The organism is Pseudomonas putida, assembly GCF_030159595.1.
GTDB lineage: Bacteria > Pseudomonadota > Gammaproteobacteria > Pseudomonadales > Pseudomonadaceae > Aquipseudomonas > Aquipseudomonas putida_AC.
In genome coordinates this window covers 530,924-550,629 of sequence record NZ_BSKJ01000002.1, presented here as the reverse complement: position 1 = coordinate 550,629, position 19,706 = coordinate 530,924, and the positions used below count along the sequence as shown (strand labels likewise).

General features: G+C 64.0%; 16 protein-coding genes. 11 read left to right on the top strand and 5 right to left on the bottom strand.

Annotated features, from left to right (window positions below):
* Positions 1–7 precede the first annotated feature (7 nt).
* On the top strand, positions 8–2,287 hold the full coding sequence (gene ptsP / locus QQL85_RS06760) for a phosphoenolpyruvate--protein phosphotransferase (protein WP_284353086.1): 2,280 nt from the start codon (positions 8–10) through the stop codon (positions 2,285–2,287).
* A 32-nt stretch (positions 2,288–2,319) separates the two neighbouring features.
* Here ptsP and QQL85_RS06755 read toward each other — a convergent pair whose 3' ends face one another.
* On the bottom strand, positions 2,320–3,066 hold the full coding sequence (locus QQL85_RS06755; RefSeq protein ID WP_284353087.1) for an NRDE family protein: 747 nt from the start codon (positions 3,064–3,066) through the stop codon (positions 2,320–2,322).
* A gap of 129 nt (positions 3,067–3,195) precedes the next feature.
* Between QQL85_RS06755 and QQL85_RS06750 the strand changes: the two genes are divergently transcribed.
* The 3 genes from QQL85_RS06750 to QQL85_RS06740 are packed head-to-tail and all read left to right on the top strand — an operon-like array spanning position 3,196 to position 5,824.
* On the top strand, positions 3,196–3,978 hold the full coding sequence (locus tag QQL85_RS06750; protein ID WP_284353088.1) for a sulfite exporter TauE/SafE family protein: 783 nt from the start codon (positions 3,196–3,198) through the stop codon (positions 3,976–3,978).
* Between the two features lie 16 nt (positions 3,979–3,994).
* On the top strand, positions 3,995–4,804 hold the full coding sequence (gene lgt / locus QQL85_RS06745; protein ID WP_016489681.1) for a prolipoprotein diacylglyceryl transferase: 810 nt from the start codon (positions 3,995–3,997) through the stop codon (positions 4,802–4,804).
* Positions 4,805–4,852: 48 nt separating this feature from the next.
* Positions 4,853–5,824, top strand: coding sequence for a thymidylate synthase (locus QQL85_RS06740; RefSeq protein WP_284353089.1), 972 nt, complete (start codon positions 4,853–4,855; stop codon positions 5,822–5,824).
* Positions 5,825–5,880: 56 nt separating this feature from the next.
* Here the strand turns inward: QQL85_RS06740 and cadR are convergent, their stop codons facing one another.
* Positions 5,881–6,324 (bottom strand): cadmium resistance transcriptional regulator CadR, encoded by a 444-nt coding sequence (gene cadR, locus QQL85_RS06735; RefSeq protein WP_284353090.1) that lies wholly within the window; start codon positions 6,322–6,324, stop codon positions 5,881–5,883.
* A gap of 83 nt (positions 6,325–6,407) precedes the next feature.
* Here cadR and QQL85_RS06730 point away from each other — a divergent pair, with 83 nt between their 5' ends.
* The 5 genes from QQL85_RS06730 to QQL85_RS06710 all read left to right on the top strand — a co-directional run bounded on the left by QQL85_RS06730 (position 6,408) and on the right by QQL85_RS06710 (position 13,535).
* Positions 6,408–8,660, top strand: coding sequence for a heavy metal translocating P-type ATPase (locus QQL85_RS06730; RefSeq protein ID WP_284353091.1), 2,253 nt, complete (start codon positions 6,408–6,410; stop codon positions 8,658–8,660).
* 9 nt (positions 8,661–8,669) lie between these two features.
* Positions 8,670–9,539 carry a LysR family transcriptional regulator gene (locus tag QQL85_RS06725; RefSeq protein ID WP_284353092.1) on the top strand — a complete coding sequence of 290 codons (870 nt, stop codon included), beginning with the start codon at positions 8,670–8,672 and terminating at the stop codon, positions 9,537–9,539.
* 167 nt (positions 9,540–9,706) lie between these two features.
* On the top strand, positions 9,707–10,765 hold the full coding sequence (locus QQL85_RS06720) for a putative 2-aminoethylphosphonate ABC transporter ATP-binding protein (protein ID WP_284353093.1): 1,059 nt from the start codon (positions 9,707–9,709) through the stop codon (positions 10,763–10,765).
* A gap of 1 nt (position 10,766) precedes the next feature.
* On the top strand, positions 10,767–12,491 hold the full coding sequence (locus QQL85_RS06715) for a putative 2-aminoethylphosphonate ABC transporter permease subunit (protein ID WP_284353094.1): 1,725 nt from the start codon (positions 10,767–10,769) through the stop codon (positions 12,489–12,491).
* Positions 12,492–12,509: 18 nt separating this feature from the next.
* Positions 12,510–13,535, top strand: a complete 1,026-nt coding sequence (locus QQL85_RS06710; RefSeq protein WP_284353095.1) for a putative 2-aminoethylphosphonate ABC transporter substrate-binding protein — start codon at positions 12,510–12,512, stop codon at positions 13,533–13,535.
* Positions 13,536–13,658: 123 nt separating this feature from the next.
* Here QQL85_RS06710 and QQL85_RS06705 read toward each other — a convergent pair whose 3' ends face one another.
* Together QQL85_RS06705 and QQL85_RS06700 are read right to left on the bottom strand one after the other, a co-directional pair.
* On the bottom strand, positions 13,659–15,023 hold the full coding sequence (locus QQL85_RS06705; protein WP_284353096.1) for a GTPase/DUF3482 domain-containing protein: 1,365 nt from the start codon (positions 15,021–15,023) through the stop codon (positions 13,659–13,661).
* Positions 15,016–16,407, bottom strand: coding sequence for a DUF2868 domain-containing protein (locus QQL85_RS06700; protein ID WP_284353097.1), 1,392 nt, complete (start codon positions 16,405–16,407; stop codon positions 15,016–15,018). The genes QQL85_RS06705 and QQL85_RS06700 overlap by 8 nt, the downstream gene beginning before the upstream one ends.
* Before the next feature lie 54 nt (positions 16,408–16,461).
* On the opposite strand from QQL85_RS06700, the gene QQL85_RS06695 reads away from it, so the two are divergent.
* Positions 16,462–16,977, top strand: coding sequence for a dihydrofolate reductase (locus tag QQL85_RS06695; protein WP_284353098.1), 516 nt, complete (start codon positions 16,462–16,464; stop codon positions 16,975–16,977).
* Between the two features lie 35 nt (positions 16,978–17,012).
* Here the strand turns inward: QQL85_RS06695 and QQL85_RS06690 are convergent, their stop codons facing one another.
* Complete coding sequence (locus tag QQL85_RS06690; RefSeq protein WP_284353099.1) at positions 17,013–18,404, bottom strand: L-cystine transporter; 1,392 nt, start codon at positions 18,402–18,404, stop codon at positions 17,013–17,015.
* Between the two features lie 244 nt (positions 18,405–18,648).
* Between QQL85_RS06690 and QQL85_RS06685 the strand changes: the two genes are divergently transcribed.
* Positions 18,649–19,704, top strand: coding sequence for a haloacid dehalogenase-like hydrolase (locus tag QQL85_RS06685; RefSeq protein ID WP_284353100.1), 1,056 nt, complete (start codon positions 18,649–18,651; stop codon positions 19,702–19,704).
* The last annotated feature ends 2 nt before the right edge of the window (positions 19,705–19,706 follow it).

Sequence of the window (19,706 nt, the reverse complement as noted above, 5' to 3'; positions counted from 1 at the left end):
CCGAGCCATGCTCAATACGCTGCGCAAGATCGTCCAGGAAGTAAACTCCGCCAAAGATCTCAAGTCGGCGTTGGGGATCATTGTCTTGCGCGTCAAGGAGGCCATGGGCAGCCAGGTCTGCTCCGTCTACCTGCTCGACCCGGAAACCAACCGCTTCGTGCTGATGGCCACCGAGGGCCTGAACAAGCGCTCCATCGGCAAGGTCAGCATGGCCCCCAATGAAGGCCTGGTCGGCCTGGTGGGCACCCGGGAAGAGCCGCTGAACCTGGAAAACGCCGCGGATCACCCGCGTTACCGCTACTTTGCCGAAACCGGCGAAGAAAAATTCGCCTCCTTCCTCGGTGCGCCGATCATCCACCACCGCCGCGTGGTCGGGGTGTTGGTCATCCAGCAGAAGGAGCGCCGCCAGTTCGACGAGGGCGAAGAGGCCTTCCTGGTCACCATGAGCGCCCAGCTTGCCGGCGTTATCGCCCACGCCGAGGCCACCGGCTCGATCCGAGGTCTGGGTCGCCAGGGCAAAGGTATCCAGGAAGCCCGCTTCGTCGGTGTGCCGGGCTCGCCTGGTGCTGCCGTGGGGCGCGCGGTGGTCATGCTGCCACCCGCCGACCTGGAAGTGGTGCCGGACAAGACCGTCGATGATATCGACGCCGAACTCAAGCTGTTCCAGAACGCCCTCGAAGGCGTGCGCGACGACATGCGCAAGCTCTCGGCAAAGCTGGCCACCCAGCTGCGCCCGGAAGAGCGTGCGTTGTTCGATGTGTACCTGATGATGCTCGAGGACGCGGCCCTGGGCGGTGAGGTGACCGAAGTCATCAAGACCGGCCAGTGGGCCCAGGGCGCCTTGCGCCAGGTGGTGGGCGAGCACGTCAACCGCTTCGAGCTGATGGACGATGACTACCTGCGCGAGCGCGCTTCCGACGTCAAGGACCTTGGCCGGCGCCTGCTGGCCTATCTGCAGGAAGCCCGCTCGCAGTCGCTGGTGTATGCCGACAACACCATCCTGGTCAGTGAAGAGCTGACCCCGGCCATGCTTGGCGAAGTGCCGGAAGGCAAGCTGGCTGGTCTGGTCTCGGTACTGGGCTCGGGCAACTCCCATGTCGCGATCCTTGCGCGTGCCATGGGCATCCCTACGGTGATGGGCCTGGTCGACCTGCCGTATTCCAAGGTCGACGGCATCGAGCTGATCGTCGATGGCTACAAGGGCGAAGTGTTCACCAACCCCAGCGAAGTGCTGCGCAAGCAATACAGCGAAGTGGTCGAGGAAGAACGCCAACTGGCCCAGGGCCTGGATGCCCTGCGCGAACTGCCCTGCGTCACCCCGGACGGCCACCGCATGCCGCTGTGGGTCAACACCGGCCTGCTGGCCGACGTGGCCCGCGCCCAGCAGCGCGGCGCTGAAGGGGTGGGCCTGTACCGCACCGAAGTGCCGTTCATGATCAACCAGCGTTTCCCCAGCGAGAAAGAGCAGCTGGCCATTTACCGCGAGCAGTTGGCGGCCTTCCACCCGCTGCCGGTGACCATGCGTACCCTCGACATTGGCGGTGACAAGGCGCTGTCGTACTTCCCGATCAAGGAAGAAAACCCGTTTCTCGGCTGGCGCGGCATCCGCGTTACCCTCGACCACCCGGAAATCTTCCTGGTGCAGACCCGCGCCATGCTCAAGGCCAGTGAAGGCCTGAACAACCTGCGCATCCTGCTGCCGATGATTTCCGGCATCCACGAACTGGAAGAAGCGCTGCACCTGATCCACCGTGCCTGGGGCGAGGTGCGTGACGAGGGCACCGATGTGCCGATGCCGCCAGTGGGTGTGATGGTGGAGATCCCGGCAGCGGTGTACCAGACCAAGGAGCTGGCGCGGCAGGTGGACTTCCTGTCGGTGGGGTCCAACGACCTGACCCAGTACCTGCTGGCGGTAGACCGCAACAACCCACGGGTCGCCGACCTTTACGACTATCTGCACCCAGCGGTGTTGCAAGCGCTGAACACGGTGGTGCGCGATGCCCATGGTGAAGGCAAGCCGGTGAGCATCTGCGGTGAGATGGCCGGTGACCCTGCGGCGGCGATTCTGTTGATGGCCATGGGCTTTGACAGCTTGTCGATGAACGCCACCAACCTGCCGAAGGTGAAGTGGATGCTGCGCCAGGTGAACATGGGCAAGGCCAAGGAGTTGCTGGCTGAAGCCTTGAGCCATGACAACCCGCAGGTTATCCACAGCTCGCTGCAGTTGGCCCTGAAAAACCTTGGGCTGGCGCGGATGATCGGGCCAGGGGCCAATAAAACCCTCTGAAATTTTGGGGCCGCTTTGCGGCCCCATGGCCCTCAAACCGATAGCTCAACTTCCCCAAGATGCCCGCCAAAGGGCCCGAAACTGCGCTCAATCAGCCGCCTTCGTCCCTGATCATCCACAATCAGCACCGTGCTCGCCCGGGTCCCGTAATTCTGGCTGGCGATGAACACGCTCGACAGCAACTTCTCGGTCGCCATCCCAACACCGGTCTCAGGCAAGTCGCCATCAGCCGCTGGCTCGTTATCCGCCAGCAAAGCCAGCAACCGGCGCGGTTCCGGCGTTTCCAGCAGCCCCTCCAACCCGCTGCGTGCCTTCACCAGCTTCGGCCACGGCGTGTCCAGCCCGGCGTTGGATAACCCGTACACCCCGGCGTCCAGCAGGCACGGCGTAGCGTCACGGGCATGCAGGTAACCCAGCTGCCGCCCATCACCCACCAGCAGGTTGAACCCCGAATACAGCCCGCTGCGGCTGGCCACCTGGTCCAGGTAAGCCTCGACCCCCAGCTCGCCCTGCAGGTATGCCGCCACCAGTTCACCCCGCGAGCGGGGCCCCAGTGCCTGGCCCGGGTCGCGGATATTGGTCAGCGCGGCAAAACGCCCCTGCGGCCCCACGCCAAGCCAGGTACCACCGGCCTCCAGGTCGCGCCCGGCGTACACCCCGGGCGCATCCTCCCAGGCCGCCAGGGCCTGGGTGGGGCGGGCATGGAATTCGTCGCGGTTGGCCGCGACGATCAGCGGCAGGGCATGCCCCGGCCGCCAGGCAAATACGATCAGGCACATCGGTTGGGCCTCTGTGTTTTATGCCACTGTACCCACAGCGGCGGGGCGGATCCATCCTGACACAGAGTTCACTAGAGCCCCGAGCCCGGCTTCCGTTACCATGCCGGATTGTTTTGCTGGGGAAGCCGAATGGAATTCGTGCTCTATCTGTTGTTGGGCGCCTGCGCTGGCGTGCTGGCCGGGCTGTTTGGCGTGGGCGGTGGCATTATCATCGTACCGGTGCTGGTGTTCAGCTTCACTTTGCAGGGCTTCGATGCCTCGGTGCTGACCCACCTGGCAGTCGGCACGTCGCTGGCCACCATCGTGTTCACCTCGATCAACGCTGTGCTGGAACACCACCGCAAAGGTGCGGTGCAATGGCCGATCTTCGCCTGGATGACGTTGGGCATTCTCATCGGCGCCGGCATCGGTGCCAAGACCGCCTCGCTGATCCAGGGCCCGCTGCTGCAGAAGATCATCGGCGTGTTCGCCTTGGTCATTGCCGCGCAGATGGCCCTGGACCTCAAGCCCAAGGCCAGCCGTGGCATCCCCGGCAAACCCGCGCTGATTGGCGCGGGTGGGGTGATTGGCTGGGCCTCGGCCATATTTGGCATTGGCGGCGGTTCGCTGACCGTGCCGTTTCTCACCTGGCGCAGCCTGCCCATGCAACAGGCAGTGGCTACGTCCTCGGCTTGTGGCTTGCCGATTGCCGTGGCCAGTGCCCTGAGCTTCATGCTGCTGGGCTGGCACGAAGAGCATCTGCCGGCTCATAGCCTGGGTTATGTCTACTTGCCGGCGATGATCGGTATTGCCGTGACCAGTATGTTTTTCGCCCGCTTCGGTGCGCGCCTGGCGCACAAGCTGTCGCCCCGTTTGTTGAAACGCCTGTTCGCAGCCCTGCTGTTCTGTGTTGGCCTCAGCTTTTTGATTTGAATCGAGAGGAAGTTCCATGCTGCCTTACCCGCAGATAGACCCCGTGGCCCTGGCCATCGGGCCGTTGAAAATCCACTGGTACGGCCTGATGTACCTGATCGGCATCGGCGGCGCCTGGCTGCTGGCCTCGCGCCGGCTGAACCGCTTCGACCCTACCTGGTCGCGGGAGAAACTGTCCGACCTGGTGTTCTGGCTGTCGATGGGGGTGATCGTCGGTGGCCGCCTGGGTTATGTGCTGTTCTACGACCTGCATGCCTACCTGGCCAACCCGACGCTGATCTTCGAGGTGTGGAAGGGCGGCATGTCGTTCCACGGCGGCTTCATCGGCGTGATGCTGGCGGCGTTGTGGTTCGGCAAGCGCAACAACAAGTCGTTCTTCGAGCTGATGGACTTCGTTGCCCCACTGGTGCCGATTGGTCTGGGCGCCGGGCGTATCGGCAACTTCATCAACGCCGAGCTGTGGGGTAAGGCGACCGACGTGCCGTGGGCGATGGTGTTCCCGCCGTTCAGCGACCCTGCCCAGTTGCCCCGTCATCCGTCGCAGCTGTACCAGTTTGCCCTGGAAGGTGTGGCATTATTCGTGATTCTCTGGTTGTACTCGCGCAAACCGCGCCCGACCATGGCCGTTTCCGGCATGTTCGCGCTGTTCTACGGCATTTTCCGCTTTATCGTGGAGTTTGTGCGGGTGCCTGATGCCCAGCTTGGCTACATTGCATTCGGCTGGTTGACCATGGGTCAGTTGCTCTGCGTGCCGATGATCGTCGGCGGCATCTTCTTGATCTGGTTGGCCTACAACCGCAAACCTACGGCAAAACCAGCCGTATGATTTTCACGGCAGGGGTGATCCCCCTGCCGTTCTTGTTACAGGAACGTCATGAAACAGTATCTAGATCTGGTCCGTGAAGTCATCGAGAACGGTACGTTGCAAGGCAACCGCACCGGCATCCGTACCATCAGCCTGCCGGGCGCCATGCTGCGCTTCGACCTGCAGAAGGGCTTCCCGGCCATCACCACGCGCAAGCTGGCGTTCAAGTCGGCGATCGGCGAGATGGTCGGCTTCCTGCGGGGCGTGAAAAACGCCGGTGAATTCCGCGAGCTGGGCTGCAAGGTCTGGGACCAGAACGCCAACGAAAACGCCCAGTGGCTGGCCAACCCGTTCCGCCAGGGCCATGACGACCTGGGCGAGATCTACGGCGTGCAATGGCGCCAGTGGCCGGGCTACAAGCGCATTCCGCTGAGCAATCCTGCCGCTATCGAAATGGCCGAGAAGGCCGGCTTCCGTCGCATTGCCCAGGACGAAGAAGATGGCCAGGCGTTCGTGGTGCTGTACAAGGCCATCGACCAGGTGCGCCAGTGCCTGGACACCATCGCCAACGACCCGGGTAGCCGGCGCATCCTGTTCCATGGCTGGAACTGCGCGCAGCTGGACGAAATGGCGCTGCCGCCGTGCCACCTGCTGTACCAGTTCCACCCGAATGTAGAGACCAAGGAAATCTCCTTGACCCTTTACATCCGCTCCAACGACCTGGGCCTGGGTACACCGTTCAACCTCACCGAAGGCGCGGCGCTGCTGTCGCTGTTTGGCCGCCTGACCGGTTATACCCCGCGCTGGTTCACCTACTTCATCGGCGATGCCCATGTGTATGAAAACCACCTGGACATGCTCAACGAGCAGCTCAAACGCGAGCCGCTGGAAGCGCCGAAGCTGGTGATCAGCGACCGCGTACCGGCGTTTGCCGAGACGGGCAAGTATGAGCCGGAGTGGCTGGAGAAGATCGAGCCGCGTGATTTCTGGCTGGAAGGGTATGAGCACCATGCGCCGATGACCGCGCCGATGGCGGTCTGATAGATCTCTATTGTTTGAACTGGCCTCTTCGCGGGTTCACCCGCGAAGCTTTTGAATCAATGCCCGTGACTCCGCCCCACATGCGAATGCTCGGCATCCGGCACCGATACCGCCCCGTTCGTCTCCAGTTGCTGCAGGATCGCGCATTCACTCCCCTGCGCATTGCAGCGCCGCCGCAGCTCCACCAACTGCTCCTGCAACGCCACCAAGCCATCGATCCGCGCCTGCACATGCTCGATATGCTCGTCGATCAGCGCATTGACGCTGCCGCACGAGCCTTCCGGGCTGTCGCGCAGGCTTAGCAGGCTGCGGATTTCGTCCAGGGTCATGTCCAGCGTGCGGCAGTTGCGGATGAAGGTCAGCCGCTCGACATGGGCTTGGGTATACAGCCGGTAGTTGCCTTCGGTGCGCGCAGGCTCGGGCAAAAGGTTTTCACGCTCGTAGTAGCGGATGGTTTCCACCGCGCAGTCGGTGGCTTTGGCCAGTTCTCCGATCTTCATCACGAAATCTCCAGCAAATGGCTTGACCCTATAGTGGCTACAGGGTGTTCACTTGGCAACAGGCTCAACTTAAGGATGACCCCATGAACCAGCCTGTCAGCCACGAACACAAGCACCCGCACGATCACGCCCATGGCGATGACGACCATGGCCATGCCGCCCACGGTCACAGCTGCTGCGGCTCCAAAGCAGCGCCGTCTCTGGTGCAACTGACTGAAACGGCCAGTGCTCAGGCACAGCTCAGCCGTTTCCGCATCGAGGCCATGGACTGCCCCACCGAGCAGACCCTGATCCAGGACAAGTTGGGCAAGCTGGCCGGGATCGAGCAGCTGGAATTCAACCTGATCAACCGCGTGCTTGGCGTGCGCCACACCCTGGGCGGTACCGCCGACATCGAGCGGGCCATCGACAGCCTGGGCATGAAGGCCGAGCCGATTGGGGCCGAAGACGACAACACGGCAGCCGCACCACAACCGGCCAAGACCCGCTGGTGGCCACTGCTATTGTCGGGTATTGCCGCGATCGCCGCCGAAATCGTGCACTTTGGTGCGTTTGCGCCGGAATGGGTGGTGGCGGCATTGGCGCTGGCGGCTATTGTTGGCTGCGGCTTGGGTACCTACAAAAAGGGCTGGATCGCCCTGAAGAACCGCAACCTCAACATCAACGCGCTGATGAGTATTGCCGTGACCGGCGCCGTGCTGATCGGTCAGTGGCCGGAAGCGGCCATGGTGATGGTGTTGTTCACCGTCGCCGAGTTGATCGAAGCGCGCTCGCTGGACCGTGCACGCAATGCCATCGGGGGGCTGATGCAACTGACCCCGGACATCGCCACGGTGCAGCAGGCCGATGGCCAGTGGCGCGAGGTGGAGGTGCGGGAGGTGGCCATTGGCGCCTTGGTGCGGGTGCGCCCCGGCGAACGCATTGGCTTGGACGGTGAAGTGACCAGCGGTCAATCCAGCGTCGATCAGGCACCGATCACCGGCGAAAGCCTGCCTGTGGAGAAAGCGGTGGGCGACAAGCTGTTCGCCGGCACTATCAACCAGGCGGGGGCGCTGGAGTTTCGCGTTACCGCCGCTGCCGGGCAATCGACCCTGGCGCGGATCATCAAGGCCGTGGAGGAGGCGCAAGGCGCGCGGGCGCCGACCCAGCGCTTCGTCGACCGTTTTTCGCGCATCTACACCCCGGTGGTGTTTTCCATCGCCCTGGCTGTGGCGGTGATTCCGCCGCTGCTCATGGCTGGTGGGTGGTTCGACTGGATCTACCGCGCCCTGGTGCTGCTGGTGGTCGCGTGCCCGTGCGCCCTGGTGATCTCGACCCCGGTGACCATCGTCAGCGGCCTGGCCGCTGCGGCGCGCAAAGGCATCCTGATCAAGGGCGGTGTTTACCTGGAGGGCGGTCGTCACCTGGACTTCCTGGCCTTGGACAAGACCGGCACCATTACCCACGGCAAGCCGGTGCAAACTGACGCCAAGGTGCTGGAGCCGCTGTTCGAAGGCCGCGCACAAGCCCTGGCCGCCAGCCTGGGTGAGCGCTCGGACCACCCGGTTTCCCGCGCCATTGCCCGGTTCGGCAAAGAGCAAGGCCTGGCCTTGAGCGAAGTGGATGACTTCGCTGCCCTGGCCGGGCGTGGCGTGAAGGGCACTGTCGACGGTGAGGTCTACCACTTGGGTAACCACCGCCTGGTAGAGGAACTGGGGCTGTGCTCGCCCGCGCTGGAGGCCCAGCTGGATGCGCTGGAGCGTCAGGGCAAGACGGTGGTCCTGCTGCTCGACCGCTCTGGTCCGCTGGCGCTGTTCGCCGTGGCCGACACGGTCAAGGACAGCAGCCGCCAGGCCATTGCCGAACTGCATGAGCTGGGCATCAAGACTGTCATGCTGACCGGCGACAATCCGCATACCGCGCAGGCCATCGCCGCCGTGGTGGGTATCGACCGTGCCGAGGGCAACCTGCTGCCTGCCGACAAGCTGAAAGCCATCGAGGCCCTGTACGCCCAGGGCCATCGGGTGGGCATGGTCGGTGACGGCATCAACGACGCCCCGGCACTGGCCCGTGCCGAAATCGGCTTTGCCATGGCGGCGGCCGGCACAGACACCGCCATCGAGACCGCCGACGTGGCGTTGATGGACGACGACTTGCGCAAAATCCCGGCCTTCGTCAGGCTGTCGCGCCAAAGTGCGGCGATCCTCATGCAGAACATCGTTCTGGCGTTGGGCATCAAGGCGATATTCCTGGCGATCACCTTTGCCGGCATGGCCACCCTGTGGATGGCGGTGTTCGCCGACATGGGCGTGAGCCTGCTGGTGGTGTTCAACGGCTTGCGCCTTTTGCGCAAATAGAGGACGTGCATGCTGAGTTCGGAGCTGAAAGCCTTCTACATGGTGGCCCGCCTGGGCAGCATCACCTTGGCGGCGAAGAAGCTCGGGCTCAGCCAGCCCACGGTGACCACGCAGATTCGCAACCTGGAAAGCCAGTACGCGGTAGAGCTGTTCTACCGTGGCGGGCGGCGCCTGGTGCTGAGTGAAGAGGGCGTGCGCCTGCTGCCGATGGTGAAGGCGCTGCTGCAGCAAGAGGCCGATATCGAGTTCGAGCTGCGCAACAGTGGTCAGGCTCAGGGCAGCTTGCGCATCGCCGCCACAGCGCCTTACTACATACTCGACTTGGTGAAGATCTATCGCGAGCGTTTGCCGCAGGTGGAGGTGGCGGTGGAAATCGGCAACTCGCAGCAGGTGCTGGAAATGCTTGAAGACTACCGGGTGGACATCGCCGCTTCGTCGCAACTCGTGGAGGACGCACGGCTGGTGCGCCGGGTACTGGGCACCGATCCGTTGGTGGTGGCGGTGCACCGCAACCACCCGTTGGCCCATCGCCAGACGGTGTCCATCGACGTGGTGGCCGGGCATTGCCTGTTGATGCGCGAGAAGGGCTCGACCACGCGCAAGCTGACCGAGCAGATGCTGCAGGAGGCCGGGGTGAAGGCCGGAGCTTTGCTGGAAATCGGCAGCCGCGAGTCGATCCGCGAGGCGGTGCTGCGCAACATCGGTATCAGTGTGATTGCCCGGCATGAGGTGCCACATAACCCCGAGTTGCGGGTGCTGGCGCTGGAGGATGCGCCGGTGATGCATGAGTATTTGTATTGCCTGAAGGAACGGCGCCAGGCCCGGTTGCCGGCTGCGTTTCTTGGGCTGGCGCAGGAAGTGGCGGGCTCACACTTCTGATCGTTCTGTAATGGCTGTACTGGCCTCATCGCCGGCAAGCCGGCGATAGGGCCCTCACAGCCACTCCAAAATCTGCCTATACCACTATCACCCGCTTTTGCCCAAACGCCACAGAACCTTCGCACAGCCTTCCTAGCATGGCCCCATCTCTTCGATGAGGCCCTGCCATGAACCACGCCACTCCCGGCGCACAAATGAAAGTGCGCAACATCCACAAGCGTTTCGGTGCCTTCACGGCGCTCAACGATGTCTCGCTGGACATCGCCGCCGGCGAGCTGGTGTGCCTGCTTGGCCCGTCCGGCTGCGGCAAGACCACGCTGCTGCGCTGCATCGCCGGCCTGGAGCGCCAGGACCGTGGCACACTGTACATCGGCGAGCGCGATATCTCGGAGCTGCCGCCCCAAGCCCGTGACTACGGCATCCTGTTCCAGTCCTACGCGCTGTTCCCCAACCTTACCGTCGAAGCCAACATCGCCTACGGCCTGACCGGCAGTGGCCGCGAGCAGGCCCGCCAGCGGGTGGCCGAAATGCTCGAACTGGTCGGCTTGGCCGGCAGCGAGAAGAAGTACCCCGGCCAGCTCTCGGGCGGCCAGCAGCAACGCGTGGCCCTGGCGCGTGCGCTGGCGCCATCGCCATCGCTGTTGCTGCTCGACGAGCCGATGTCGGCGCTGGACGCCCGGGTGCGTGAGCACCTGTGCACCGAGCTGCGCCAGCTGCAACGCCAGCTGGGCATTACCACCTTGATGGTCACCCACAACCAGGACGAAGCCATGCTGATGGCGGATCGCATTGCGGTGATGAACAACGGTCAGGTCGAGCAGTACGCCACCCCACAGGAAATCTACGACCAGCCGGCCACACCGTTCGTTGCCGAGTTCGTCGGCCAGGGCAACTGGCTGCCATTCCAGAGCAGCAGTGAAAGCCACGCCCAGGTCGGTGGCATGAACATGCGCCTGGCGCCGGGTTCGACCCAGGCCAGCAGTGGCCGGCTGTTCTGCCGCCCGGAGGCAATCACGGTCAACCCGGTGGTGCATGAAGAAAACCTGTTCCCGGCCAAGGTCCGCGAAATCACCTTTCTGGGTAACCGTTGCCGTATGAGCTTCGAGCTTAAGGCCTTGCCAGGCCACGCCCTGCTGGCCGAGGTGGCCCCCGAGGCCATGCCGCGCCTAGGCTCGCAGGACATCTGGGTGGCGCTGCCACCGCAGAGCCTGCAGGTGTTTGCCTGAGATGGCCGCGCCAATGTCCCTGCCGCTGAGCCAGGCCAAAGCCGCGCCGCGTGCAGGCGTCGCCCTGGGTGACCGGTTGTTCGTCGTCGGCGGCAAGAGCCTGCTACTGATCCTCTTGGTGCTGGCCGTGCTCATGCCGCTGCTGGCGATCTTCTGGCGTGGCTTCAGCGCTGACGCAGGCCAGGGCGGCGGCCTGCTGGCTGCCCGCGAACTGTTCGCCAGCGACAACTTCCACTGGTTGCTGGGCAACAGCCTGTCGGTGGCCTTCACCGTCGCGGCCATCGTGGTGCCGCTGGCTTATCTGTTCGCCTATGCCCTGCAACGTACACTGATCCCGGCCAAGGGCCTGTGGCGGGGGATTTCCCTGCTGCCGCTGCTGGCGCCGTCGATGCTGCCGGCCATTGCGCTGGTCTACCTGTTCGGTAACCAGGGGCTGTTGCGGGGGTTGCTCAGCGACAACATCTACGGCTTCTGGGGCATCGTGCTTGGCGAGGCCATCTACACCTTCCCGCATGCGCTGATGATCCTGCTGTCGGCGCTGTCGCTGGCTGATGCTCGTCTTTTTGATGCTGCCTCCAGCATGGGCGCCGGCCCAGGTCGGGCGTTCACCAGCATCACCTGGCCGGCCACGCGCCAAGCGGTGTTCGCGGCATTCTGCCTGGTCTTTACCCTGACCATTACTGACTTCGGTGTACCGGTGGTGGTGGGGGGCGACTATCAGGTACTGGCGCTGGAAGCCTACAAGGCGGTGGTCGGCCAGCAACAGTTCGGCCGTGGCGCGCTGATCGGCATGGTGCTGCTGTTGCCGGCCCTGTTCAGCTTCAGCGTCGACGCCTGGCTGCGCCGGCGCCAGGGCGAGGCCATGAGCGGTCGTGCCCAGGTGTTCGAGCCCAAGCCATCGCGCAGCCGCGATGCCTGCTTCCTGGCCATCGTGCTGCTGGTGTGCGCGGCGTTGTTGCTGGTGATTGGCATGGCGGTGTATTCCTCGCTGGTCACCTTCTGGCCCTACAACCTGTCGTTGTCGCTGCGTCACTACATGTTCGAAGACACCGCAGGGGGCGGCTGGCTGGCCTACCGCAACAGCGTGACCATGGCCATCGGCACCGCGCTGATCGGCAGCGTCGTGATCTTCACCGGTGCTTACCTGATGGAGAAAACCCAGGGCCAGCGCCTGCTCAACCAGATGCTGCGCCTGCTCAGCTTCATCCCCATGGCCGTGCCCGGCCTGGTGCTGGGCCTGGGCTACGTCTTCTTCTTCAACCTGAACGGTAACCCGCTGCATGTGTTGTATGGCGGCATGGGGCTGCTGGTGGTGTGCACCATCGCCCACTACCTGACCACCGCGCAGATGACCGCGACCACCGCCCTGCGCCAGCTCGACGGCGAGTTCGAGGCCGCCGCGCTGTCGCTGAAGGCGCCGCTGTACAAGCACTTTCTGCGGGTAACCGTGCCGATTTGCTTGCCGGCGCTGCTGGACATCATCCGCTACCTGTTCGTCTCGGCCATGACTACCGTGTCGGCGGCGATCTTCCTGTACAGCCCCGACACCATCCTGGCTGCCGTTGCCGTGCTGAACATGGACGACGCCGGCAACGTTGGCGGTGCTGCTGCCATGTCCACCCTGATACTGCTGACCAGTGCCGGCGCTTCATTGCTGCTGGCTGCAGCCTCACGCGGCCTGCTGCGCCGCTCTCAAGCCTGGCGCCAACGCGCCGCGACCGTCTGACCTGTAAGGAACCTACCCATGTACAAGCACCTTGCACTTGCCGCTGCCGTTTCCGCCGTGTTCAGCCTGCAGGCTTCAGCCGCCGCTACCCAGCTGACGGTCTACACCGCGCTGGAAGCCGAGCAACTGAAGAGCTACAAGCAGGCCTTCGAAAAGGCCAACCCGGACATCGAGATCAAGTGGGTACGCGACTCCACCGGCATCATCACCGCCAAGCTGCTGGCCGAGAAAGACCGCCCGCAAGCCGACGCGGTATGGGGCCTGGCAGCGTCCAGCCTGGCCATCCTCGACCAGAACGGCATGCTTGAAGCCTATGCACCCAAGGACTTGGGCAAAATTTCCGGCAACTACCGGGACGCTGCCAACCCACCTGCCTGGGTGGGCATGGACGTGTGGGCCGCGACCCTCTGCTTCAATACCATCGAGGCCGAGAAGCAGGGCCTGAGCAAGCCGGTGAGCTGGCAGGACCTGACCAAGCCTGAGTACAAGGGCAAGATCGTCATGCCGAACCCGGCCTCGTCGGGTACTGGCTTTCTTGACGTGAGTGCCTGGTTGCAGACCTTTGGCGAGCCGCAGGGCTGGGCCTACATGGATGCGCTGCACCAGAACATCGGCCAGTACGTCCACTCCGGCTCCAAGCCGTGCAAGCTGGCAGCGGCGGGCGAGTTCCCGATTGGGATTTCGTTCGAGTATCCGGCGGTGCAGCTCAAGCGCCAGGGCGCGCCGCTGGACATCGTGCTGCCGAAGGAAGGCCTGGGCTGGGAGATCGAGGCGACTGCGGTGATCAAGGGCTCGCCCAAGGCGGATGCGGCCAAGCGCCTGGCTGACTTCTCGGCCAGCCCGGCGGCCATGGAGTTGTACAAGGAGAACTTCGCTGTGCTGGCGGCACCGGGCATTGCCAAGCCGCAGACCGAGTTGCCAGCGGATTATGAGCAGCGCCTGATCAAGAACGACTTTGCCTGGGCCTCGAAGAATCGCGACCAGATCCTGGCCGAGTGGCGCAAGCGTTATGACGGCAAGTCGGAGAAGGTGGCTCAGCAGTAACCAGCACTTTGCAGGTCTGGCCTCTTCGCAGGCAAGCCCGCTCCCACAGGATCACCACAGGGCTGAATGCTGTGCAGTACCTGTGGGAGCGGGCTTGCCCGCGAAGAGGCCAGACCTGCTCACTCAAAATTGTGAAACCAGCGCCTCCAGCTGTTCCTGCCGTTCAGCCTGATTCAGCTTCGACCCTGGATTGAGCGTCGACCACTGCGGATGTGCCCGCGCCTTGACCAGCGCCTCTGGCAACTTGCCCTCCCGCCACGTCTTCTCATCCAGCTCTCCCAGCCGAATGCTGTCCTGCGCCGCATGCCCGCGGTTGTCCAGCGCAACCATCAACTGCTGCTGACGCAAGGCCAGCAAGCGCAATACCGTGTCGTCCACGGTCAGCTCACGTTTGCCCTTTAGCTTGCTCATCAACCGCGAACCATAGTTGCGTGCCGTCTGCAGCGCACCGCCGGCAATTGCACCTGCCAAGGCCGCTGCACCGAGGGTAAGGCCGCCAACCAGCAAATCAACCCCGGCACCGGCTGCCGCCCCCGCTGCCACACCGCTGCCCAGGCGTACGCCCAGCAGCTTCAGGGTTTCGGGGTTGAACAGGTCGTCACCCCACCGGCCATCCAGCAATGGCAGGTCACTGGCATGGGCGTCTTCGCGGCGGAAGGCATACAGTTTGAGTAATGCCTCCACGCAGCGCTGCTCCCGCTGACGTATGTCCCGGCGTAGCGCTTCGATGGCCCGGGCTTCGGCCGCCGGCTCAGCCTCGACACTGCGCCGGCAGGCGGCGCAGTCCAGCAGCAGCTCGGCGATCAGGCGCTTGCCACTGTGCTGGCGCGCCAGGCGCTGCGCCTGCTGGTCGTCGATCAGCCGCTGCAGGGCAGGGCGAGCGTCTTCCAGCAACAGGGCCAGGCTTTCGTACAAACGCCGCTCGCCATCTTCGGGCGGGGCCACGCTGTCGAACCTCACCAACGCGTGAAGCCCAAGCCTGGCAAGGGCTTCACGCCATTGCGGCTCGCGGTGCTGGTGGCTGGCGACGAAGTTGAGCACCGGCAGCAACGGCTTGCCGCAGCTGGCCAGCACTTCCAGTTCATCGCGGTATTTAGCCAGTACCGGCTCGCGCGCATCGATCACATACAGGCCGGCATTGCTGGCCATTAACTGGCGCAGCACCTTGGCCTCCTGCTCGAAACGCTGGCGCGCTTCACTGCCTTGCAGAAAACGCTCCAGGCGGGCAGGGCCGTCCAGGCGTTCGCCCGGGCGCTCCAGGCGTTCGAGGTAGTCGAGCAGGGCGATGGCGTCTTCCAGGCCTGGGGTGTCGTACAGCTCCAGCAACGGTTCGCCGTCCACCGACAAGCGCGCACCTTCTACATGGCGGGTGGTGCTGGGGCGGTGGGACACTTCGCCAAAGCCGATGTCACGGGTCAGCGTACGCAGCAGCGAGGTCTTGCCGACGTTGGTATGGCCGACCACGGCCAGTTTCAGTGGCTCAGTCATGGCCATGCTCCAGCCAGGTCAACGGTGAGGTGTCGGCGTGGGTCAGGCCAAGGCGGTCGAGAGCCTCGTGCCAGTCGCCCAGGCGCTGGGCATCCAGGGCCTGGCCGGGGGCGGCCTGGAGCAGCCAGATTCGCGTTGCGCCGGCATTGCGCGCCAGTTCGGCGAGCAGTGCGAGGCTGCCGCGGTCGGGCGAGCGCCGTGGGTCGCAGGCGATGGCCAGGCGTGCAGGGGGGAAGCGGCTGAGTTGTTCGAGCAGCCGGTTACGCGATTCGCGGCTGTCGAGCACACCGGCATCGATCACGTTTTTGGGCAGGGCGGGCGGCCAGGGGCGCTGGTCGTCCAGTTCCAGGCCGACCAGCAGGGCACCGCTGCTGCCGCTTTCCAGCTGGCCGGCGGCAAACTGTGGCAAAGCCTCGGGGGCCGCGTCCTGCACGCCGATACGCTCGCTGCGGGGCATCAGCACATCACGCAGTTGCGCGTAGCCGGGCAGGCTCAGGTCCAGCGTCAGGCGCTCGCGGCCCTGGCGCCAACGCCACAGGCACACCCCGGCCAGCAGCAGGCGTGGCAGCAGGCCATACACCAGCACTACGCCTAGCAGCCAGCTGGCCCAGGCCTGGCGTGCCAGGTCCAGGGCGGGCAGTGTGTCGCCGCTGGCGCGGATCATGGCTTCGTCGGGCACGGCAAAGCCCAGCAGTGAAGGCAGGGCGCCCAGGGCTTGGGTCAGGTGGATGAACGGGTCGGCGGCAAGCAGCGTGGTTTCCCAGACGAAGCCATAGCGCCGGGTCGCCAGCAAGGCCAGCAGCATGCCCAGGGCGGTGAGCATGGCCAGCAGCCACAGGCCATGCACCAGCAGGCCGAGCAGCCAGCGGTTGAGGCGTTGACGTTGCAGCAGCACCAGCAGCGCAGGTGCCAGGTGTGCGGCCTTGGCATCGCGGGCAAAGCGTTCACTCAGCCATAGCCACAGGCGGCCCAGCCCCGCGCCGTGCTCGCCGCTGAGGGCAAATCCGACGGCCCAGCCCAGCAGCATGAGCAGGTTCAGGCCGAGCAGGCTGCCCAAGGCCCAGAATACGTTGACCGGCCGTTGCCCATCGCCCAGGGCGGCCAGCGCCATGCCGGCGCCGCTGAGCACGGCCAGCAGCAACAAGGCTAGCAGCGCCAGGCGTGCACCCTGCTTCCAGTGGTGCAAGGCGACAGTCATGCCGTCGCGTTCGGCCAGGCACAGCGCACGGGTTTCGATACGGGCTGCCAGGTCGCCGCCCAGCTGGCGCGCGCGGCGGTTGGCTTCCTGGTCTTCCAGGGGGCCGGCATGTTCCTCGCGCAGGCGTACCGCTTCGGTGAGCCAGCGCTTGTCCAGTGAAGTGGGTGCAGTCACAAGGTCTTCCATTGCACAGGTCAGGGCAGAAGCATAACCCACACGCCCGGTGCTATCCTCGCTGGCATGAATACATCACTCCCCCTCAGCCTGATCGCGGCTTACGCCGAGAACCGCGTGATCGGCGTCGACAACTCCATGCCCTGGCATTTGCCGGGGGACTTCAAGTACTTCAAGGCCACCACCTTGGGCAAGCCGATCATCATGGGGCGCAAGACCTGGGACTCACTGGGGCGGCCACTGCCCGGGCGGTTGAACATCGTCGTCAGTCGCCAGCCGGGGCTTGAGCTGGCAGGCGCCGAGGTGTTCGCTTCGCTGGAGGAGGCGCTGGTGCGGGCCGAACAGTGGGCGCGCGAGCAAAGCGTTGATGAGCTGATGCTGATTGGCGGGGCGCAGCTGTATGGGCAGGCGCTGGAGAAAGGGCTGGTCAGCCGCATGTACCTGACACGGGTGGAAATGGCGCCGGAAGGGGATGCGTGGTTCCCGGCGTTTGATGAGGGGCAGTGGAAGCTGGCGTCGAGCGAGGCGCAGGCTGAAGAAGGCAAGCCTGCCTATCACTTCGAGGTTTGGGACAAGGTTTGATATTGCCGGGGCTGCGCAGCAGCCCCGGCGATCTGTCAGGTATGGCTCAACTCGGCATGCTCATCGCCCGCCAGCACAGCCTTGTCGGTCTCTTTCAGCAGTTGGCTGGTGACCACGCCCGCCGTCATCGAACCGTTCACGTTCAACGCCGTACGCCCCATGTCGATCAGCGGCTCCACCGAAATCAGCAACGCCACCAGCTCCACCGGCAAGCCCATGGCCGGCAGCACGATCAATGCAGCAAAGGTGGCCCCGCCGCCCACGCCGGCAACGCCTGCCGAACTCAGGGTGACGATCGCCACCAGGGTGGCGATCCACAGCGGGTCGAAGGTATCGATGCCTACCGCCGGCGCCACCATCACCGCCAGCATGGCTGGGTAGAGGCCAGCGCAACCGTTCTGGCCAATGGTGGTGCCGAACGAGGCGCTGAAGCTGGCGATGGATTGCGGCACGCCCAGGCGACGGGTTTGCGCCTCGATGTTCAGCGGAATGCTGGCGGCGCTGGAGCGGCTGGTGAAGGCGAAGGTCAGCACCGGCCACACCTTGCGGAAGAAGCGCAGCGGGCTCACGCCAGTGGCGGCGAGGATGATGCCGTGCACCACGAACATCAGCGCCAGGCCCAGGTACGACACCACCACGAAGCTACCCAGCTTGAGGATGTCTTCCATGTTCGAGCTGGCCACTACCTTGGTCATCAACGCCAGCACGCCATACGGGGTCAGTGTCATCACTACGCGCACCAGGCGCATCACCCAGGCTTGCAGGGTGTCGATGGCCGACAGGGCACGTTCGCCTTTCTCGGCATCGTCCTTGATCAGCTGCAAGGCCGCCAGGCCGATGAACACGGCAAAGATCACCACGCTGATGATCGAAGTCGGCTTGGCCCGCGCCAGGTCACCCACCGGGTTGCTGGGGATGAACGACAGCAGCAGCTGCGGGATGTTGAGGTCGGCGACCTTGCCGGCATAGTCGCTGTGGATAACCTGCATGCGCGCGCTTTCCTGGGCGCCGGCCACCAGCCCCTCGGCGCTGAGGCCGAACAGGTTGGTCAGCACGATGCCGATCAGCGCGGCAATGGCGGTGGTCAGCAGCAGGGTGCCGATGCTGAGTACGCTGATGCGGCCCAGCGAAGAGGCATTGTGCAGGCGCGCCACGGCACTGAGGATTGAGGCAAAGATCAGCGGCATGACGATCATCTGCAACAGGCCGACATAGCCGTTGCCGACCAGGTCGAGCCAGGCGATGGTGGCCTTGAGCACCGGGTGGCCCGCGCCGTAGACCGTGTGCAGGGCCAGGCCGAAGAGCACACCCAACACCAGGCCCAGTAGCACCTTCTTGGCCAGGCTCCAGTCGGTGCGGCGGGTTTGCGCCAGGCCTAGCAACAGGGCCAGGAACGCCAGCAGGTTAAGAGACAGCGGCAGGTTCATTGAAGCTCCAGCGAAAAAAAGCAAAAGAAGCATCGCCTCTGTGAGCGATTGCGAACGGAAATGCTAACAGCCTGAAAACAAACGAATTTATACCCAAATGGAATGTGCATAGTCGTTTATGGAATAACTGCGTGTCGCGGATTGCAATGAACGCGGCGTTTGCAGCTGCCTGGACGTCGTTATCGGGGGTTGCCGGAAGGGATTGTTGCACTAGCGTTTCCGGGTCATTTCAGGAGATTCGTACATGAAAGTCGCTGTGAAAGCTGCCGCCATCGGCCTGTCCCTGCTGTTCAGTATCGAAACTTTCGCCACCGAGCTCAAACATTGGCCTGTCGAGGCTGCCAAGCAGCTCGACAGCATGATCGCTGCCAATGCCAATAAGGGTAACTACGCGGTGTTCGACATGGACAACACCAGTTACCGCTATGACCTGGAAGAAGCCCTGCTGCCATTCATGGAAAACAAGGGGCTGCTGAGCCGCGACAAGCTCGACCCGTCGTTGAAGCTGATGCCGTTCAAGGACACCGCCGAGCACAAGGAAAGCCTGTTCAGCTACTACTACCGGTTGTGCGAAGTTGACGACATGGTTTGCTACCCGTGGGTGGCCCAGGTGTTCTCGGGCTTTACCCTGAAGGAGTTGAAGGTGCAGGTGGATGAGCTGATGGCGTCTACCAAGCCGATCCCCAGTACTTATTACGAAGGCGATCAGGTCAAGACCATCGAAGTACAGCCGCCCAAGGTCTTCAAAGGCCAGGCCGAGCTGTACAACAAGCTGATGGAGAATGGCATCGAGGTGTATGTGATTTCGGCGGCCTCCGAAGAGCTGGTGCGCATGGTCGCGTCAGACCCCAAGTACGGCTACAACGTGAAGCCGCAGAATGTGATTGGCGTGAGCCTGCTGCTCAAGGACCGTGCCAATGGTCAGCTGACCACGGCACGCAAGCAGATCAGTGCCGGGCACTATGACGCCAAGGCCAACGAAGGGCTGGAACTGACGCCTTACCTGTGGACCCCGGCTACCTGGATGGCGGGCAAGCAGGCGGCGATCCTGACCTATATCGATGAGTGGAAGAAGCCGGTGCTGGTGGGGGGCGACACGCCGACCAGCGATGGCTACATGCAGTTTCATGGGGTGGATGTAGATAAGGGCGGTATCCACCTGTGGATAAACCGCAAGGCCAAGTACATGGACCAGCTCAATGGCATGATTGCCAGGAACGCGGCGGCGCAGGCCAAGGAAGGGTTACCGGTGACGGCGGACAAGAACTGGGTGATCGTGACGCCGGAGCAGATCCAGTAGGC